The organism is Acinetobacter sp. ACNIH2, assembly GCF_002934965.1.
In the GTDB taxonomy this organism is placed as follows: domain Bacteria; phylum Pseudomonadota; class Gammaproteobacteria; order Pseudomonadales; family Moraxellaceae; genus Acinetobacter; species Acinetobacter tandoii.
In genome coordinates, this window is sequence record NZ_CP026412.1 from 1,534,754 (window position 1) to 1,552,849 (window position 18,096).

General features: G+C 43.0%; 16 protein-coding genes. 7 read left to right on the plus strand and 9 right to left on the minus strand.

From position 1 onward, the window contains the following. Positions 1-41 precede the first annotated feature (41 nt). The 3 genes from phoR to C3F34_RS07190 form a co-directional block, all read right to left on the minus strand. On the minus strand, positions 42-1,400 hold the full coding sequence (gene phoR / locus C3F34_RS07180) for a phosphate regulon sensor histidine kinase PhoR (protein ID WP_016168883.1): 1,359 nt from the start codon (positions 1,398-1,400) through the stop codon (positions 42-44). Positions 1,401-1,410: 10 nt separating this feature from the next. After that, a complete protein-coding gene (gene phoB / locus C3F34_RS07185; protein WP_016168882.1) occupies positions 1,411-2,121 on the minus strand; it encodes a phosphate regulon transcriptional regulator PhoB in 711 nt (236 codons plus the stop codon). A 221-nt stretch (positions 2,122-2,342) separates the two neighbouring features. Continuing rightward, positions 2,343-3,029: a TetR/AcrR family transcriptional regulator gene (locus C3F34_RS07190; protein WP_044738847.1), complete on the minus strand. Its 687-nt coding sequence runs from the start codon at positions 3,027-3,029 to the stop codon at positions 2,343-2,345. Between the two features lie 210 nt (positions 3,030-3,239). On the opposite strand from C3F34_RS07190, the gene C3F34_RS07195 reads away from it, so the two are divergent. Then, the gene (locus C3F34_RS07195; RefSeq protein WP_044738848.1) at positions 3,240-4,079 is read left to right on the plus strand and encodes an SDR family NAD(P)-dependent oxidoreductase; all 840 of its coding nucleotides are present in this window, start codon (positions 3,240-3,242) and stop codon (positions 4,077-4,079) included. A gap of 67 nt (positions 4,080-4,146) precedes the next feature. Here the strand turns inward: C3F34_RS07195 and C3F34_RS07200 are convergent, their stop codons facing one another. From C3F34_RS07200 to C3F34_RS07220, 5 genes are all read right to left on the minus strand, one after another. After that, positions 4,147-5,514, minus strand: coding sequence for an MATE family efflux transporter (locus C3F34_RS07200; protein WP_044738849.1), 1,368 nt, complete (start codon positions 5,512-5,514; stop codon positions 4,147-4,149). A gap of 128 nt (positions 5,515-5,642) precedes the next feature. Continuing rightward, positions 5,643-6,797, minus strand: a complete 1,155-nt coding sequence (locus C3F34_RS07205) for a methionine aminotransferase (protein WP_044738850.1) — start codon at positions 6,795-6,797, stop codon at positions 5,643-5,645. Positions 6,798-6,897: 100 nt separating this feature from the next. Continuing rightward, positions 6,898-8,202 (minus strand): DUF445 domain-containing protein, encoded by a 1,305-nt coding sequence (locus tag C3F34_RS07210; RefSeq protein ID WP_104441320.1) that lies wholly within the window; start codon positions 8,200-8,202, stop codon positions 6,898-6,900. 15 nt (positions 8,203-8,217) lie between these two features. Then, positions 8,218-8,796, minus strand: coding sequence for a CC0125/CC1285 family lipoprotein (locus C3F34_RS07215; protein WP_104441321.1), 579 nt, complete (start codon positions 8,794-8,796; stop codon positions 8,218-8,220). 58 nt (positions 8,797-8,854) lie between these two features. After that, positions 8,855-9,394 (minus strand): DUF924 family protein, encoded by a 540-nt coding sequence (locus C3F34_RS07220; protein WP_104441322.1) that lies wholly within the window; start codon positions 9,392-9,394, stop codon positions 8,855-8,857. Positions 9,395-9,710: 316 nt separating this feature from the next. Between C3F34_RS07220 and gshA the strand changes: the two genes are divergently transcribed. Next, a complete protein-coding gene (gshA, locus tag C3F34_RS07225) occupies positions 9,711-11,288 on the plus strand; it encodes a glutamate--cysteine ligase (protein WP_104441323.1) in 1,578 nt (525 codons plus the stop codon). An 18-nt stretch (positions 11,289-11,306) separates the two neighbouring features. Beyond that, positions 11,307-11,822, plus strand: a complete 516-nt coding sequence (locus C3F34_RS07230; protein ID WP_104441324.1) for a disulfide bond formation protein B — start codon at positions 11,307-11,309, stop codon at positions 11,820-11,822. Positions 11,823-11,881: 59 nt separating this feature from the next. Here C3F34_RS07230 and C3F34_RS07235 read toward each other — a convergent pair whose 3' ends face one another. Further along, positions 11,882-13,213, minus strand: coding sequence for an alpha/beta fold hydrolase (locus tag C3F34_RS07235; protein WP_104441325.1), 1,332 nt, complete (start codon positions 13,211-13,213; stop codon positions 11,882-11,884). Between the two features lie 244 nt (positions 13,214-13,457). Here C3F34_RS07235 and C3F34_RS07240 point away from each other — a divergent pair, with 244 nt between their 5' ends. From C3F34_RS07240 to urtA, 4 genes are all read left to right on the plus strand, one after another. Continuing rightward, on the plus strand, positions 13,458-14,042 hold the full coding sequence (locus C3F34_RS07240) for a YqiA/YcfP family alpha/beta fold hydrolase (protein ID WP_044738857.1): 585 nt from the start codon (positions 13,458-13,460) through the stop codon (positions 14,040-14,042). A 14-nt stretch (positions 14,043-14,056) separates the two neighbouring features. Next, positions 14,057-15,937, plus strand: coding sequence for a DNA topoisomerase IV subunit B (gene parE, locus C3F34_RS07245; protein WP_044738858.1), 1,881 nt, complete (start codon positions 14,057-14,059; stop codon positions 15,935-15,937). Beyond that, positions 15,937-16,494 (plus strand): DUF6714 family protein, encoded by a 558-nt coding sequence (locus C3F34_RS07250; protein ID WP_052662051.1) that lies wholly within the window; start codon positions 15,937-15,939, stop codon positions 16,492-16,494. Before parE ends, C3F34_RS07250 begins: the two co-directional genes overlap by 1 nt. A gap of 242 nt (positions 16,495-16,736) precedes the next feature. After that, a complete protein-coding gene (gene urtA / locus C3F34_RS07255; protein ID WP_044738859.1) occupies positions 16,737-18,020 on the plus strand; it encodes an urea ABC transporter substrate-binding protein in 1,284 nt (427 codons plus the stop codon). Positions 18,021-18,096 lie beyond the last annotated feature (76 nt).

Here is an 18,096-nt window from a genome sequence, read left to right on the forward strand (position 1 = left end):
TTTTTAAATCATATAATAATCATTGCTGAGTAAAACAATTTTTAGCTCAAGTGGTACAGGCGTTCTTTGGGAAATACAACTTTAAAAGTCGAGCCTTGATTTTCTTTGGATTCAATTTCTAAATGTGCATTGTGCTGCATCAGTACGTGTTTCACAATTGCCAGTCCTAAACCCGTTCCACCTGTTTGACGACTACGTGCGCTATCTACACGATAAAAGCGTTCGGTTAAGCGTGGCAAATGTTTCGGATCAATACCAATACCCGTATCTTCAACCGTGAAATAACCATGTTCGCCATCATCATGCCAACCCATGGTAATGGTACCGCCTTTTGGGGTGTATTTAATCGCATTGGTAATGAGGTTGCTAAACGCACTGGCCAACTCGGTATCTGAACCAATGAGGTCGCAATGACTGTCGATGTCCAAATTCAGGGTATGGCCATAATCCACGTTATAGGCCTGCGCATCATCGAATAACTGATTCATCAGGCTTGGCATTTCAATAATCTGGTTTTTGGCAATTTGCTTATTATTTTCCAAACGGGATAACAGCAAGAGGTCATTGACCAAGGCATTCATACGTTTAGTCTGTGCCTGCATTTGCTCAAACGCACGCTTCCAACGTGGGTTTAAATCTTCTTGATCGGTAAAGGTTTCAATATAACCACTTAGTACTGTTAAAGGCGTACGTAATTCATGTGAAATATTATCGACAAAATCTTTACGCATTTGCTCCAAGTTATGCATCCGAGTCACATCATATGCTACTAAAAGACGGCTTTCACCGCCAAAGCGAGTCATTTTGATTTGTACGTAATGATCTTCAAACACTGAGGATTTCATTTTAATCCCATCAGGGATTTGATCGCTTTGTTTGAAATATTCAATAAAACTCGGCTGGCGTAGAATGGTCATAATATTGCGACCACGATCTAGCGCCTGAATGCCCAATAATTTTTCTGCCGCGGGATTCCACCATTCAATTTGATGTGACTCATCAATTAACACCACGGCTTCTGCCAGTGCCACCAAAGAGGATTGTGCACGGTCAATCAAGCCAACCATTTCGGCTTGAACAATACGTTCTTGGCGCTGTGCACGATAGACATTAAATAATAATGCTCCCCAGATGCCATTTAAATTGGGCGGAACATCATAAGGACGGTTAGAAATCCATTCATTGACCAAGTACAAAGAGCGCAGTTGGAAACCGAAGAAAATGGTAAAAGCAGTAAAAATACAAACCCAAAAATACCCGATGCCAAACCCGATCAAGCTTGCAATCAGCAATAGAAAAACCAGTAAACGTAAATCTTGTTTGGCAAATATCCATAAACTGCTGTAACGGAATTTTTGATGCTCACGCGCCAGTTCGGGGACAGGGTAGGGTTCATACATAAAACTAAAATTAACCTAAAGCTACATCAGCACGAGTGGAGAAGCGGTAACCCGTTCCACGCACGGTTTGAACAAAACGGTCTGCACCATAGGGTTCTAAGACTTTGCGTAAACGGCGAATATGGACATCAATAGTACGGTCTTCAATATAGACATTTCCACCCCAAACTTGATCAAGCAGTTGCGCACGGGTATAAGCACGCTCAGGATGTGTCATGAAGAAGGCCAATAAACGATATTCAGTTGGACCCATTTCTAGAATATTATTGCCAAAACTCACGCGTTGGCTGACTGGGTCAAGCAATAAACCATTGGCATCAATGGTTTTTTCTCCACTCAGAGCATTGGCGCGACGCAGAACAGCTTTAATGCGCGATACCAATTCGCGTGTCGAAAAAGGTTTGGTCATGTAGTCATCTGCACCTGCATCGAGACCTTGGACTTTATGGTCTTCTTCTCCGCGTGCAGTGAGCATAATCACAGGAATTTCAGATAAATTTTCATCGCGTTTAAGGCGACGACAGAGATCGACACCGCTGACACCACCAGGCATCATCCAGTCGAGCAGAATTAACGCTGGGCGTTGATCGACAATCATTTGATGCGCCTGTTTTGCATCTTCTGCCTGTAAGCATTGAAAGCCTGCCATATCCAAAGAGGTATGAATCATCTCTCGAATTGGAAGTTCGTCATCGACGATTAGTATGTAGTCATCTTTCACAACGCAATATCCTATTGATGATAACGGTAGGCCGTTTTTTATTTATGACAGGCTTATTACAAAGATTAATTATGACAGTATCATTGCAGAATAGGGCAGAATCCCAATTTTCGCAAAGTTTTGTGACAATTTTTAGTCGAATTCGTGAACAATTTTAGACAAACTTAATGGCTGCCTTAAAATCTGGTTCAATTCTTTTGTAAAAATTAAATTGCTGTAATTTAATTTTTTTTCTCAGAAAATGATTCGAGTAGAGCTAAAAAAACCACTCGACATGATGCCAATACATCTTCCATAGACTGTTTAAAGCCACTGATGACCCAACGAATCGCAATCTGGGTAACATAACCATTTAAGCCTGTAGAAACCCATGAAATTTCACGTTCTGAATGCGGGATATTCGGCATCATTAACATGACAAAAGCATGAATCATACGGTCAAAACGCAACATGGTTTCGTGAATGGTGGCTTGGTTATGCAGTTCTTGTACCAGCATAGCATCGATATAAATAATACGTGCCATACGTGGGTTATCTTTAAGCGTGGTAAGTAGGGCGGTTAAGCCAGCATCGACCATTTTTTCATGACTGTTTGAGGCTTGCATAATCGCTTGCATGACATTTTGTTGCAGTTCATCAATCAGTTTTAAAAAGATGGTTTGGAAGAGTTGATCACTCTTTTTAAAGGATTCATAAAAATAGCGTTCGGTCAGTTTGGCTTCATTGCAAATATCTTTGACCGTGACGGCAAAAAAACCATGGGTGCCATAAACTTCAATACCTGCCTCGATGAGTTTTTCACGGCGTGCCTGCTGACGTTCAGTCAAAGACAACCCTTTAAACTGGCGTTCTTTATTTTTTAACGGTTGGTTATTTTTTCCTGCATCGTTGGTATTGGAATAAGTCATAAAGATAAAACGTAGCAAAGACCGCTTATAGTTTAACAACAATTGTTGCAAATGCCTAAATTAAACGCAGGATTCGGCTCAAAGGAGATTCGTCAGACATTTATTGACAATGATTATTGTCAAATTTATATTGAGAGAGTCTTTCGCATTATGCATAAAAGAATGGGGGTAGCTTTGTCATACCGCCTTAGGAACCAATAAGGAAAGAAAATGAAAACATTTAACAATAAAGTCGCCGCTGTAACAGGTGCGGGTTCAGGGATTGGTCAACAGTTGGCATTGCTTTTAGCTCAACAAGGTTGTCACCTTTCTTTAAGTGATATTAATGAGCAAGGTTTGGCAAAAACCGTAGAATTACTCAAAGACAGCAATGTACGAGTGACCACCAAAAAACTAGATGTATCTGACCGTGAAGCCATGCGTACTTGGGCAGAAGAAACGGTACAAAATCATGGTTCAGTCAATATGATTTTTAACAATGCTGGGGTGGCGTTGGGCTCGACAGTAGAAGGTGCGAGTTATGATGAACTGGAATGGATTGTGGGGATTAATTTCTGGGGCGTCGTTTACGGAACCAAAGAGTTTTTACCATTGATTAAGCAAACAGGCGATGGTCATATCATCAACATTTCTAGCTTATTCGGTTTAACGGCTCAACCCACCCAATCGGCTTATAATGCCACCAAATTTGCGGTTCGTGGTTTTACTGAATCCCTACGTCAGGAACTGGATATTGAAAATTGTGGCGTTAGTGCGTTGTGTGTACATCCAGGTGGTATTCGCACCAATATTGCCAATGATGCGCGTATGAATGACAGCTTGCGTAGCTTGGGGATGAATCCAGAAAAATCGGCACGTGCATTTAACAAGTTATTACGTATTCCACCAGAAGAAGCTGCACGTCAAATTTTAGCTGCGGTACAAAAGGATAAGCGTCGTGTTTTGATTGGTAATGATGCAAAATCTTTAGATCTGATTCAGCGTATTTTGCCAACAGGCTATCAAAAAGTGACGGCTATGGCGACGTCATTCAGCAAGCGTTTTAAATAACAAGCAGAGTAAATAAAAAGCAGGTGTCGATCTTCAGATCAACACCTGCTTTTTTATGTATGGTTTATCAAATTAAACTTTCTACGGTTTTCTTTTTCCAGACGAATTGGTAATACAGACCTTGCATCACACATAAGCACACAAAGGCAAGCGCATAGGCATACCATATACCTTGCAGTCCCCACCAGTCACTAAATAAATAAGCGCAGGGAACTTCAATAGCAATAATGGCAACAATGTTGATGATCATCGGAACGGTGACGGTACCACTGGCACGCATAATCGAAGCGAAAATTGCGCTGGCACCAAAGAATAAAATGGACCATAACACAATAAATAAAAGCTGTTGACCCAGTTCGACTACAGCATGATCTGTAATAAAAAGTGCCATCAGATATTTTGAAAATAAATAGCCCAAGACCACCAATAATCCTGTAATCGCAATATTCATCCCGAGTGCGGTACGTGTAACTTTGGAGAGTAATTCTGACTTTCCAGCGCCAATCGCTTGAGCGGCAAAAATCGATGCAGCAATCGCAATCGAAAGTGCAGGAAACTGAATATAATTCAGAACCTGATTCACAGCTCCATAGGCAGCAGTCGCATCAGCACCATGACGATTGACTAATCCTACAATCACCAAACCAGCAACCGAAGTCGTGACCATTTGTATCCCAGTTGGAATACCGAGGCGTAAAATAATTTGACACAGTTGGCGGTCAAAACGAATATGACGCAGCATCTGCACGTCGAGTCGAAGTGGATGTCGTTTATAGCCCAGATAAAAATATAAGAAAATGAGAACAGAAACAAAACCTAGGGTAGATGCAATCGCAGGTGCAACAATTCCCAGTCGAGGAAAGCCCCAATAGCCTGCAATCAAGACAGGAGTCACGCAAAGGCCTACTAAAATGGTCATGCCTGAAGCGATTAAAGGGGTAGTGCTATCGCCCACACCGCGTAAAATGGAGGTATAAATAATATAGATAAATAATAAAGGGCTACCTGCGAGCATCCACTGCACATAAGGCAAGGACAAATGCATGACGGCTTCATCCGTACCCAATGCCAATAACACATGGCGGGAAAATACTACCCCTAATAAGGCAATCATGCTTCCACCAATCAGGGTCATAAATAGGGTCGAGCCAACCACCGCCCGCACTTTTTCTATATTCTGTGCACCCCATGCCTGTCCGATCAGTACGGTTGAACCTGCGGACAAACCAATCACAAAGGCCATTAAAAAGAACAAAATCGGAAAAAATACCGCCACTGCGGCAATCGCTTGTACCCCCATCATCTGCCCGACAAAGACCGTATTAATTGTCCCTGATAGATTTTGCAGAATATTGGTGGCAATCAACGGCATCAGGAAAATAAAAAATGCTTTCCATAGCTTTTGATGTTGCACCAAAGGGTTGTGTGCCGACATAGATGATCCTGTGCTCTTTTTTATCGTATTGTTTCAGCTTACCCTAGCACAGTTAGCATAGAAAAAATGGATGTATTTCAGTAAGCAAAGCCATATTTCATCAGTTGTTTTTTACGCTTGGATTGGCTTTATACCGTACTGAGAATTTGGGTGGCTTGGGTCAAGGTCTGTTCGGTTTTGGCAAAGCAGAAGCGAATTAGTTTTAAATCTTCAGGTGGTTGCTGGTAAAACACGGAAATGGGAATCGCCACAATGCCATGCTGTTCTGCAAGGAAGTGGCACATGTCAACATCATTCAAATCGGGGCGAATTGCACGATAATCCAAATTTTGGAAATAGGTGCCTTGAGATGGCGTCAATGTAAATCGGGAAGCTGCTAAACTCGCATTGAATAAATCACGTTTCTGCTGATAAAAATAAGCAAGCTGCTGAATATGTTCAGGATGTTCTTGCATGTACTGTGCTAAAGCGGCTTGAACTGGAGTGACCCCACAAAAATTGGCAAATTGATAAACTTGACGAAAGACCCGCATCAACTCAGGGGCAGCTACACAATACCCTGTTTTCCAACCCGTCACATGGAAGGTTTTTCCGAATGAACCGACGACAAAACACCGTTCACGTAGCTCTGGAAAAGACAAGGCCGAGTAGTGCTGTTGTCCATCGTATACCAAGTGTTCATAGACTTCGTCTGAGAGCACCACAATATTGCGATTTTGGATCAGTTGAATCAGCTGTTGCCAATCTTGCTTGGACCAAATCGCCCCCGTTGGATTATGTGGTGTATTGACAATAATCATGCGGGTTTTGGCATTAATTACGTTGGCAACTCGGTTCCAGTCCACATGGAAATGCGGTGCAACTAAAGGAATATGAATTGCTTTAGCGCCGACCAAGGCAATACTTGGCGCATAGCTGTCATAGCTCGGATCAAACACAATGACTTCATCACCCGCATTCACAATGGCTTGAATGGCACTAAATAAGGCGATGGTCGCCCCAGGTGTAATGGTGATTTCATGGATGGGATCGATCTGTAGTTGATCGCGCTGTAGAAATTGTTGCGCGACTTGTTGGCGTAGGCTGAGTAAACCATCGCCTGCTGCATATTGATTGGAACCGTGTAAGGTCGCATGGCTTAAGGCTTCAACCAAGGCTTGCGGGGGAGCAAAGTCTGGAAAGCCCTGTGATAAATTGAGTGCATTCAGCCGTTGTGCCATGGCAGTCATCTGGCTAAAAATCGTGACTCCTTGGGCAGGAAGTTTGGAATGAATTTTAAGCATGACCGCAGACTCAAGGAAGAATAAACCGATTTAATTTAGCATGTTGCAAGGTTTGTACAAGTTTAAATCTATTTTTTCTTTGTCTGAACCGTGTCGTAAACTAGAGCAAATAATCGACCACAGCACGAATAATCCCCAGTGCGAGACCAATAAAGGCACCCACCACCACGCCATTCACGCGAATCATATGCAGGTCGCCACCGACCTCATTTTCAATTTTACCAATCATCTCGCGTGAGTCCCATTCATGAATGCGTTCGCTAATAAAACGAATCACTTTTTCACTGTATTGATCACTCAAATTAACCGCCAAACCGCTCATGCGATCATTTAATAACTGGCGAACAGCCTGATTGGCAATGATATTCTCTCCAACCTGTTGAATTGCCACGCGTAGGTTGGCTGCAATACCTGAATCAGGCTGCATCAAATCTGCTTTGATGGCATCACATAAAATCACTACCGCACCGCGAATAAAATTCAGCACTTGAGGGCTATCTAGTGAGGCATCTTTACCTTGATTTAAGCGTTGGCTTGCAACACTGTTCCGATCGGTCAATTGCAGCATCAGTTCTTGGGCCGTTTCTTCAATCTGTTGTCGCCAAGGATGCTCTGGATTGGCGAGCATGGATTCGACTCGTTCAATCAGTGAGTCAATGGTGCGTTGTTGTACATCAATGCCAATCCAACTGGCGCCTTTGGCGAGTTTGGAGACGCCCAGTTCTTTAAACAGCTTTTGCGTGAGTTCGCGGGTTTGCTCTGGATGGTTAATCATCCAGTCATGTACGATATCGAGGCCACGTTGTAATACATCTTGATGGAAGTCATTTTCAATCACCGCACGCAGCATTTCACTGGCCAGCATGTTGATATTGGTATTGCGCACCCATTGCACACTATTGTTTTGGATAAAGCGACCAATCTGCTCTTGCCCAACAAAGTCAAAGATTTTCGGGACGGTTTGCTGAATCACTTGCGTGACTTGCGTGTTGTTGTGAGGATTGGCTAACCATTGACCCACTGCCAGACTCAAGTCGATATTCTTGAGACTGCGTTCGACCACTTGAGGGGAAAGAAAATTCTCTTGGACAAAACGCCCCATAGACTCGGCAATACGCGCCTTGTTACGTGGAATAATTTCGGTATGGTCACGCAAAAAATTGGGAATTGGCATTTTGCCAAAAGGATTGCGGAACAATACGGTGATGGCATACCAGTCTGCCAACCCACCGACAACACCAGCTTCTGCAGACAACATGAAAATATGAATCAGCCATGCATACTCGGGCATGAATTTGGCGAGCACCATGAGCACAATCCATGTCATGACCGCCAGCAATAAAGCAATATTTGCGAAGCGTTTACTTCGTTGCAAGCTTTCAGAACTGGTGGTCGCTACATGCATAGAATTGTCCTAATCTTATTTTTGGGTTGGAGCAGATACTTCGGGTTGTGGTTGAATGACCTCGCCTGTAGAGGTCAGTCCATATTTTTTTCCCAAAGACTGTAAGATGAGTGTGGCATCAAAAGCATCGCTAGGTACTTTGTCTTTTTCTTTAAAACACTCAATGGTATACGAGACTTGCACAGGGTCAATATTCACCACCTGTGGTGTGTCGTAGAATGGGTCAGGCCAATATCCTGGATAGTGGCGGTAATAGCCACGTGGATGGTAACCATAAGGGTAAAAAGACGGTGAGCGATACACCACCGCTTGACGAGGTGGTTTATTGGTCAAATTACTGGGGTCATCTAGGACTTTAAAATAACGAAAGCCATTTTTGACTGTAGTTTGAGCTGCCTTGACCAAGGTAATTTCTTCCGCGACCCCATAGTTCATATTAGGGTCGGCTTCAAAACTGATCCGATAGGTCTGCGTATTCATGGGATAGGTATTAAACCGTCCCAACTGATCAAAGGTTCGAGGTTTGGATGGTGTAGAAGCACAACCCGCCAGTGCAAGTGTGAGAAGTGTCAGGGCAATAAGCTTAGTTTTCATGTTTATACTCCGCAGACTGCTGATGAAATAGGGGAGAAAGAAGACACGCCACTCAGGGTTAAAAATGACTATTCGGTTGTGTCAAAAATTCTAATTCTTCAGCGCTAGATGATCGTCCTAGAATGTGATTTCGGTGTGGATAGCGTCCAAATCGGTCAATAATAACTTTATGTTGTCGTTCAAATTCTAAGGCAATCGGATGTCCTAATTGTTCAAATAATTTTAACCCAAATTCATGTACACGTTGCGACTCACTGTGCATAAAAGGCATATATAAGAAATAACGGTGTTCTGGGCTAAGTTTTAAGTCATGTTGACCTAAAATGGCTTCTTGTGCCAACCCTAACGCAAGTCCATCTTGCGCAAAGGCCTGTGCTTGATCACGAAATAAATTGCGGGAAAATTGATCTAGAATAATCACTTCGGCAAGACGCCCTTCAGGCTGTTGACGCCATTCCCACAGTTCAGCTAAAGCAGCTTGCTGATGTATCTGGCCAAACTTTTCTGCTAACATTCGATCAAATTCGCTGCTTTTGGCAAACCAGTGCGGTTGGGTTTCGGGGGCAAACCAAAAGTTTAAAATATCCTGATAATTCATTTTTATTACAGATCCTTAGCACTTATTCTTCCATAAAATCATATTTTTTGGGTGTCTTATAGAGTAACTTTGTGATAAAAAATTGCCGCAATAGGTGCACTTTTTCAGAAATTTTTATATTGACCCGTTGAACATAAGCGATGTTACCCATATTAATGCTACTGATCTGATTTAGTGGATCTTTTTGACAGAAGCAGCAAATGTTGCGAATCTGTTTGAAAAATAGACAGCGTGTCATGTGGTGGCATCAAATCACAGTAGACTGATATAAACTGATGATTTTATTCTAGTAGTTCTTCCAAAAAGCGAGATGATAATGAATCAACCCGAATCGACCTCTCAAGCTGTACTTCCGACTTGGGTGGATTCTTCGCTGTTACAAGGGATGTTGCGTGGTATAGAACGTGAAAGTTTGCGTATGCAAAGTAATGGTTTTTTATCGCAGGCCGATCATCCTAAAGCTTTAGGATCGGCATTGACCCATCCGCATATCACCACCGATTATTCAGAAGCCTTGATGGAGTTTATTACCCCTCCACAAGACAGTATTGCCAAAACCTTGTCTTATTTGACCGATATTCATGCTGTGGTGCATCGTCACTTAGAGAACGAAGAAAGACTTTGGCCTTTGTCGATGCCTTGTATGTTGGACAACGAGGAAGACAACATTCGTTTGGCACAATATGGCAGCTCCAATATTGGCCGTTTCAAGACCTTATACCGTCATGGTTTAGGCATTCGTTATGGTCGCCGTATGCAGACCATTTCTGGGGTACATTATAATTTATCCTTCCCAGACAGCTTATTTGCCGCCTTACAACAACAAGAAACCGATCCTCATTTACGCCAACTCTCTGCACAAGATTACCGTAGCCATCGTTATTTTGGCTTAATTCGCAATTTTATTCGTTTAACGCCGTTGGTGATGTTTTTGCTGGGTGCGAGCCCGTCAGTGTGTAAATGCTTTATGACGGGGCGTGAGCATCATTTGCTGCCGTTGTTAAAAGGGACCTTATATTTGCCTTATGCCACTGCTTTGCGCATGGGACGTTTTGGTTATCAGAATTCAGCGCAGAAGCAACTTGGCATTCACTATAATGACATTCAGGGCTATTTAGACGGTTTACAAAAAGCGGTCAAAACTCCGTATGCAGACTTTAGCCGTTTAGGGTTAAATGATGCGCAAGGTGAGCCAACCCAAATTAATGACCATGTCCTGCAAATTGAAAATGAGTACTACAGTCTAGTGCGACCAAAGCAGGTGCCTCAGGCAGGTGAAACGCCTTCGGAAGCTTTAGCGAATCGTGGTGTGGGCTATGTCGAGCTGCGTGCGGTGGATGTGAATCCGTATAGTCCGATTGGGATTGATGAAAGCAGCGCTGGTTTTCTGGAAGTCTTGGCATTGTATTGTTTATTACAAGACAGTCCTGCGTTGTTAGATGCTGAGCAAGAGCAGATTGAACAGAATCAGGCTGAAGTGGTCAATCGGGGGCGTGCACCGAATGCACACATTGTGGAAGATGGACAGGATTACCAGATTGAAGCTTGGTGTCAAAAACATCTGGATGCGATGCAACCCTTCGCAGAATTGCTAGATCAAGCCAATACCACGCAGTTGTATGTTCAAGCTTTACAACTGATGCAACAACGTATTGATGAGGTTGATCATACCCTTTCAGCACAGGTGATCGCAGATACTTTGACCCATGGTGGAACGTGGAATTTTGGTAGCGTGATGGCTCAACAACATGCGGCAGTGTATGAACAGCATCAATTAAACCCTGAAACACAGGCCTATTTTGATGAACTGGCACAGACATCGCTACAACAGCAACAACAACTTGAACAAGATACTGACATCAGTTTTGACGAATATCTTGCACATTATCGATAAAAATTAAGAGGTTTGACCATGCAATGGAGTTTTCGCTTCGTGAGCGGGTTTTTAGTGATTGCCAGTATTGTGGGTATGGCGTTTGCGCTGTATCTCGAACATGTCCAAGGTTTGTCTCCATGCCCATTGTGCGTCTTTCAGCGTGTGGGTTTAATTGGGTTAGGTTTTATTTCCCTGATTGCGTTGATTCATAATCCAAAGTCTACGGTGGGAAAACGCATTTATGCCTTACTCGGTAGCTTGTCTATTTTATGGTCGGCAGGTGTTGCAGCACGCCATGTTTGGTTACAGAATTTGCCGCCCGATCAGGTGCCGAGCTGTGGTCCAGGACTAAATTATCTGATTGATGCCTTGCCGCTGAAAAGCGTCTTGGCGCAAGTGCTGACGGGTTCAGGTGAGTGTGCAGTGATTGACTGGACATTCTTGGGTCAGTCCTTACCTGTATGGTCATTGTTATTTTTCGTGGTATTGACCGTGGTGAGTCTGTGGCAATTGGTGCGTCGTTATCCAACCGCAGCGAAAGCGAAAAAATAATAGCGACTTTGTCCAATAGAGATAAAAAAGCCAACAGTTGTTGGCTTTTTTTATGTGGTTCAGGTCAGGGCAATGCCTTCAAAATCATCTAAACCAATTATATGTTCATGTGCATGCAGTTGGTGATGTTGTGCTTTTTCAGGATAGAACCAATGCACAATTTGTTCTGCCACGCTGGAGTGATATTGAATTTCTAAATGATTCAGACCGTAAAAAATGGCTTTATGTGATTCGGGCAATTTCAATTGAAAACGCGGATTGGGATGTTCACCTAAGGCACTTTTTACACTGACTAAATAATCGCCAATTACTTTTAGGGTTTTGTTTTTACGGTGTTCAAATTCGAGTGTGCCCGCGACCAAATAGGTATTGATATGTGAAGGTAGGGGAGCAGGTTTACGGTTATCGTCAAAGAAACCAATCCGTGCTTCATTATGCTCCCAATCGTCATCGCGTACACTGCCATAACGTAAATCTAAAATACCATTACTGCGAATATTCACCAGATGCCCGACCAATTTCACAATCGGAAAGCGCCCCAATTTTTCTTGAACTGCAAAACCAAATCGCTCCAGTACCGCACCATGATGTGGAGAGCCTAGACAAACTAAATTTTCGACCATGTGCAGCCATTGATGCATATTTTGTTTGCCATAGAACAAAGCACTGCGAGCAACCAGTCCGCCCATACTATGTCCAATAATATCAAGACTGGTAATGCGCGGGTTACGCTGAATCAGATCTTCTAAGGTATTGGCGAGGCTGCGTCCATTGGCTGAAATACGACGTCCTGTGTTGTAGTTTAAATACAACATGGTGTTGTGGTCCCGTTGTGCTAGCAGTTTTTCTCCAAAACCGCCATTATTGCGGTTGGTCCAGTCAAGATGGTTCATACACAAACCATGCACAAAAAGGACCACCCGACCCGATAAATCTCCACGTTGGATTTCACCGTAGTGATCATAGAGCACCATCGGTAGTGCCATCGGATTATGATATTTCAGCAAATAGTCACCCAAGACGCCATTCACCGCACCGACTAAAAAATGCAGCGTCGGAGTAAGTGGTTTTTCATGTAGTTTTGGGTATTTTTCAATAATTTGGCGTAGGCCTGGCGCTAAAAGATAATGTCCATAATTTTCCAACAAACTCATGCTTAAGCGGTTAAACCGAGCAATTTGTGGTCGATTTTGCAAATTTTTGAATTCTTGTTCATCAAGACCAAAAATACTTGAGAAGATTTCCCGCTGAATAGTACGCATAAAATCTTGCACCACATTGTTAAGTGGCGTACTGAGTAATTGGGCTAGACCTTCCAGTAAGTCGGCTTGGCTGGGTGGCGTGCGGTCCCATTTACAATAAGTTTCATGCAGCGGTGTTAAACTCGGCATTTGTTGTTATCCTTGATGCTTTGTTTGTCTCATCTCAACGCTTTCATTTTGATTAAGATAGAGGTATAACTTTTTTCAGTTTTCATCATATCGAGTACCACTCGAATAATTTTAAAATACCGATGAATATCATGAAATAGGGCTTATTTTGTCTAACAATTCGAGGCTTTCGACGAATTTAGAATAATCCTGCGTCAGAAAGATGAAAAATGGATGACGGGAATAACCTACGTAACCAGAAAATATGAATATTATTTATATCCATGGCTTTCAAAGTAGTCCAAAATCAATCAAAGCACAGCAGTTACAACAGTATTGTGCGCAAGATGATGAATTGACTGTCCATGTGCCCGACTTAAATATGCCGCCTGAGCAAGCCCTGCAAGTGTTACAGGATTTGGTGCAGAACTATCCAGATGTCGCTTTGATCGGCAGTAGTCTGGGGGGCTTTTATGCGACACAATTGGTCGCAAGGCATGCTCTGCCCGCTGTTTTGATTAACCCCGCTATGCGACCATGGCAACTGTTCCGTGATTTATTTGGGCAACAACAGTTACCTTATCAGGTTCATCCTGAATGGATCTTAGATGAGGCACAATTGGACTATTTAGAACAGATTGCTGTGCCAAATGTTCAGCAAGCAGACAAAGTGTTGGTGTTATTACAACAAGGCGACGATGTTTTAGATTATCGTGAAGCGGAACGTTATTATGCGTCGCAGCAGCCTCGCGCATGGGTCATGACCGAAGCGCATGGCAACCATGCCATGGATGATTTTGCTGCTAAAATCCCCATGATTTTACAATTTTTTTCGTCTTCCAGATTATAAGGAAATCGTACAACGTGTCTCAATATACCGCTCAATCGCTTGAAGTTTTATCTGGTTTGGACCCTGTCCGTCGTCGTCCGGGGATGTATACCGATACATCTCGTCCGAACCATTTGGCTCAGGAAGTCATTGATAATGCGGTGGACGAAGCGCTGGCGGGGCACGCCAATAAAATTACGGTGACAGTATATAAAGATGGCTCCTTGGCTGTTGCGGACAATGGTCGCGGAATGCCCGTGGATATTCATCCTGAATATGGGCAAAGCGGGATTGAAATTATTTTAACCAAACTGCATGCGGGCGGAAAATTTAGTACCGATAACTATCAGTTTTCGGGTGGTTTGCATGGTGTGGGTATCTCGGTAGTAAATGCTTTATCGACCCGTGTAGAAGTAGAAGTACAGCGTCAGGGTAACCTTTACCAAATGGCATTTGCGCAGGGTGAACCTGTTGCACCTTTAAACGTTTTAGAGGGTAAAGCACCTAAACGTGCTACAGGGACTTTGGTGCGTTTTTGGCCAGAAGCGAAATATTTCGATTCACCTAAATTTGCCCTAAAAGCGCTCAAACATAATTTAAAAGCCAAGGCAGTTTTAGCAGCAGGGCTACAAATTATCTACGTTGATGAAATCAACGACGAGAAAATTGAATGGCAATTTGAAAATGGTCTGGTCGATTACTTAATGGACGAGCTGGAAGACCGTGAGATAGTGCCTGCACCTGCATTTGTCGCTACAGGAGATGCTGAACGTGCCAGTGCAGAATTTGCCATTTGCTGGAATGCAGAAGGTGGTGAGCAAATTCAAGAAAGTTACGTTAACCTGATTCCGACTGCGCAAGGCGGAACGCATGTCAATGGCTTGCGTTCAGGGGTCACGGATGCTTTACGTGAGTTCTGTGAGCTACGTAACTTATTGCCACGTAACTTGAAACTGTCTGCGGAAGATGTTTGGGATGGCGTCAACTATATTTTGTCGCTGAAATTCCAAGAACCACAATTTTCAGGACAAACTAAAGAGCGACTTTCCAGTCGTGAAGCTGCGGGTATTGTACAAAATATTGCCAAAGATGCTTTTGCATTGTGGTTGAACCAGCATTCTGAAATTGCCATGCAACTGGCAGAAATGGCGATTTCCAAAGCAGGTCGTCGTTTAAAAGCTGCGAAAAAAGTAGAGCGTAAGAAAATCGTGTCGGGACCTGCTTTACCGGGGAAATTGGCGGATTGTGTCGGGCAAACCCGAGAAGATTCAGAACTGTTTATTGTGGAAGGCGATTCTGCGGGTGGTTCAGCCAAACAGGCACGTGATAAAAATTTCCAAGCCATCATGCCAATTCGCGGTAAGATTTTAAATACTTGGGAAGTCTCTTCCGATGAAGTATTGGCCTCTCAGGAAGTACATGATATTGCGATCGCGATTGGGGTCGATCCAGGCAGTGATGATTTATCTGAACTGCGTTATGGCAAGATTTGTATTTTGGCGGATGCCGATTCGGATGGTTTACATATTGCCACGTTGTTGTGCGCGCTATTTGTGAAGCATTTTCCAACTTTGGTGGAAGAAGGGCATTTATATGTAGCCATGCCACCGCTGTTCCGTATTGACGATGGTAAAGACGTGCATTATGCATTAGATGAAGATGAGCTTGAGTCGATTCTGAAAAAAGCCAAAACCAAGAATCCGCAAATTACCCGCTTTAAAGGCTTGGGTGAAATGAATGCCAGCCAATTACGTGAAACCACGATGGACCCGAATACCCGTCGTCTAGTGCAATTGGATTTAGACGATAGTCATTTCACTGCGAGCTTATTGGATAAATTGTTGGCCAAGAAGCGTTCAGGTGACCGTAAACATTGGTTAGAGCAAAAAGGCAATCTGGCAGATATTGCGGTCTGATGAGAAAGTATCCTTCACCTGATGATATTCAGGAAATGCGTAAAAATGGCTATGATCTGATCACAATTATAGAGGCTGAAGAACTCTTGCCACGCTGGCAAGAGTTAGAGCAAGTGAAACAAAAGATTTGTAGTGCTTTTGCTGGAGTCACCTTACAAGAGGGTGTTGGCTTATATCAGGCACAAGGGATAGATGATTATGCCAGCCAAGCACAGTGCTTGGCTTATCGTGCTAAAGATGAAAAATTAAATTGGAAAAATATTTCGATTGATGATTTGAATCGCTGTAACAGTAGCCTATCTTTTTTTGATGCTCAGGGTATGTTGTTTCATTTGCCTGCCTTTTTATTGGCAAGTTTAAATGATGAGTATCGATTTGACTTAATTTTTACGCTAACACAACTAGATCCTCATACGGACAGAAAATTTAGCTTATTCAACGCTGAGCAGCGCTCTGCTGTCAGATCTTATCTTTTATTCTTACTGGATGAACCAGATGAGGTTTATCACTATCCAGACATCTTGGAAGCTTTAGCGCAATATTGGCAAGGAGAGTAAAGCTATTTTTAAGAATCAAAAGCATTTCTTTATCAATAAATCCTATGAGGGAAAGCTGAATACATTTGCATCATTTTAGGTCGGCAAGCATTTTTTGTATGCAATGATGTATACAAGATTAACAAAATAAATCAAATTTTATAATTTAATATAATAAAAACAATATGTTATTCAATTGGCATGGAAATTGAATACTCAGGGCAGACATAACCAAAAAACATAAAATGCTTGGAGAACTGAAGATGTTCCAACAAAAATTATTGACTCAAACCCTTCTGGCGGCGGCGATAGCAGGGAGTATGGCATTAACAGGTTGTTCAAAACCCGCAGAAAAAAGCGAACCAGCCGCATCTGAAACCAAAGCACCCGTAGCCAGTGGCGATACCATTAAAGTGGGAATTTTACATTCTTTGTCAGGCACTATGGCCATTTCTGAAACTTCGCTGAAAGATACGGCATTGATGGCGATTAACGAAATTAATGCCAATGGCGGGGTATTGGGTAAAAAATTAGAACCTGTGGTGGTTGACCCTGCTTCAGACTGGCCGCTGTTTGCAGAGAAAGCCCGTCAGTTAATGACTCAGGATAAAGTGGCGGTGATTTTTGGCTGTTGGACATCGGTATCGCGTAAATCCGTCTTGCCTGTGGTTGAAGAGCTAAATGGTCTGTTGTTCTACCCCGTACAGTATGAGGGACAAGAGCAGTCGAAAAATATTTTCTATACAGGTGCAGCGCCGAATCAGCAAGCGATTCCAGCCGTGGAATACTTGATGAGTGAGGAGGGGGGCAAAGCGGAGCGCTTTGTATTGTTAGGCACCGATTATGTTTACCCACGTACCACCAACAAAATTTTACGTGCCTTCTTAAAGTCGAAAGGGATTGCCGACGCCAACATTATGGAAGAGTACACACCATTTGGTCATAGCAACTATCAAACCATTGTAGGCAATATCAAGAAATTTGCCGCGGGCAAGAAAACCGCGGTGATTTCCACCATTAATGGTGACTCGAATGTGCCGTTCTACCGTGAATTGGGCAATCAGGGCATTAAAGCCTCGGATATTCCAGTCATGGCGTTCTCGGTGGGTGAAGAAGAATTACGTGGTATCGACACCAAGCCATTGGTGGGTCATTTGGCGGCATGGAATTACTTCATGTCGGTGAAAAATCCGAAAAATACTGAATTCGTGAACAAAATGAAGCAGTATGCAGTGGAATATAAACTACCAAATGCAAATAAATTGGTGACCAATGACCCAATGGAAGCGACTTATGTCGGGATTAACATGTGGAAGCAGGCGGTAGAAAAAGCAGGTACAACCGACGTTGATAAAGTTCGGAATGCCATGGCAGGTCAAACCTTTGCTGCACCATCGGGCTACACCCTAAAAATGGATGAAAGCAATCATCATTTACATAAGCCTGTGATGATTGGTGAGATTCGTGGCGATGGGCAGTTTGATGTGGTGTATAAAACGGCCAGTACCATTAAAGCGGAGCCTTGGAGCCCGTACATTCCAAAATAATTCCCCTCAACCTGCTGTGATGGCAGCAGGTTTTTTCGTTTTATTTATCCCGATAACCGACCATTGGCCTTGTGAG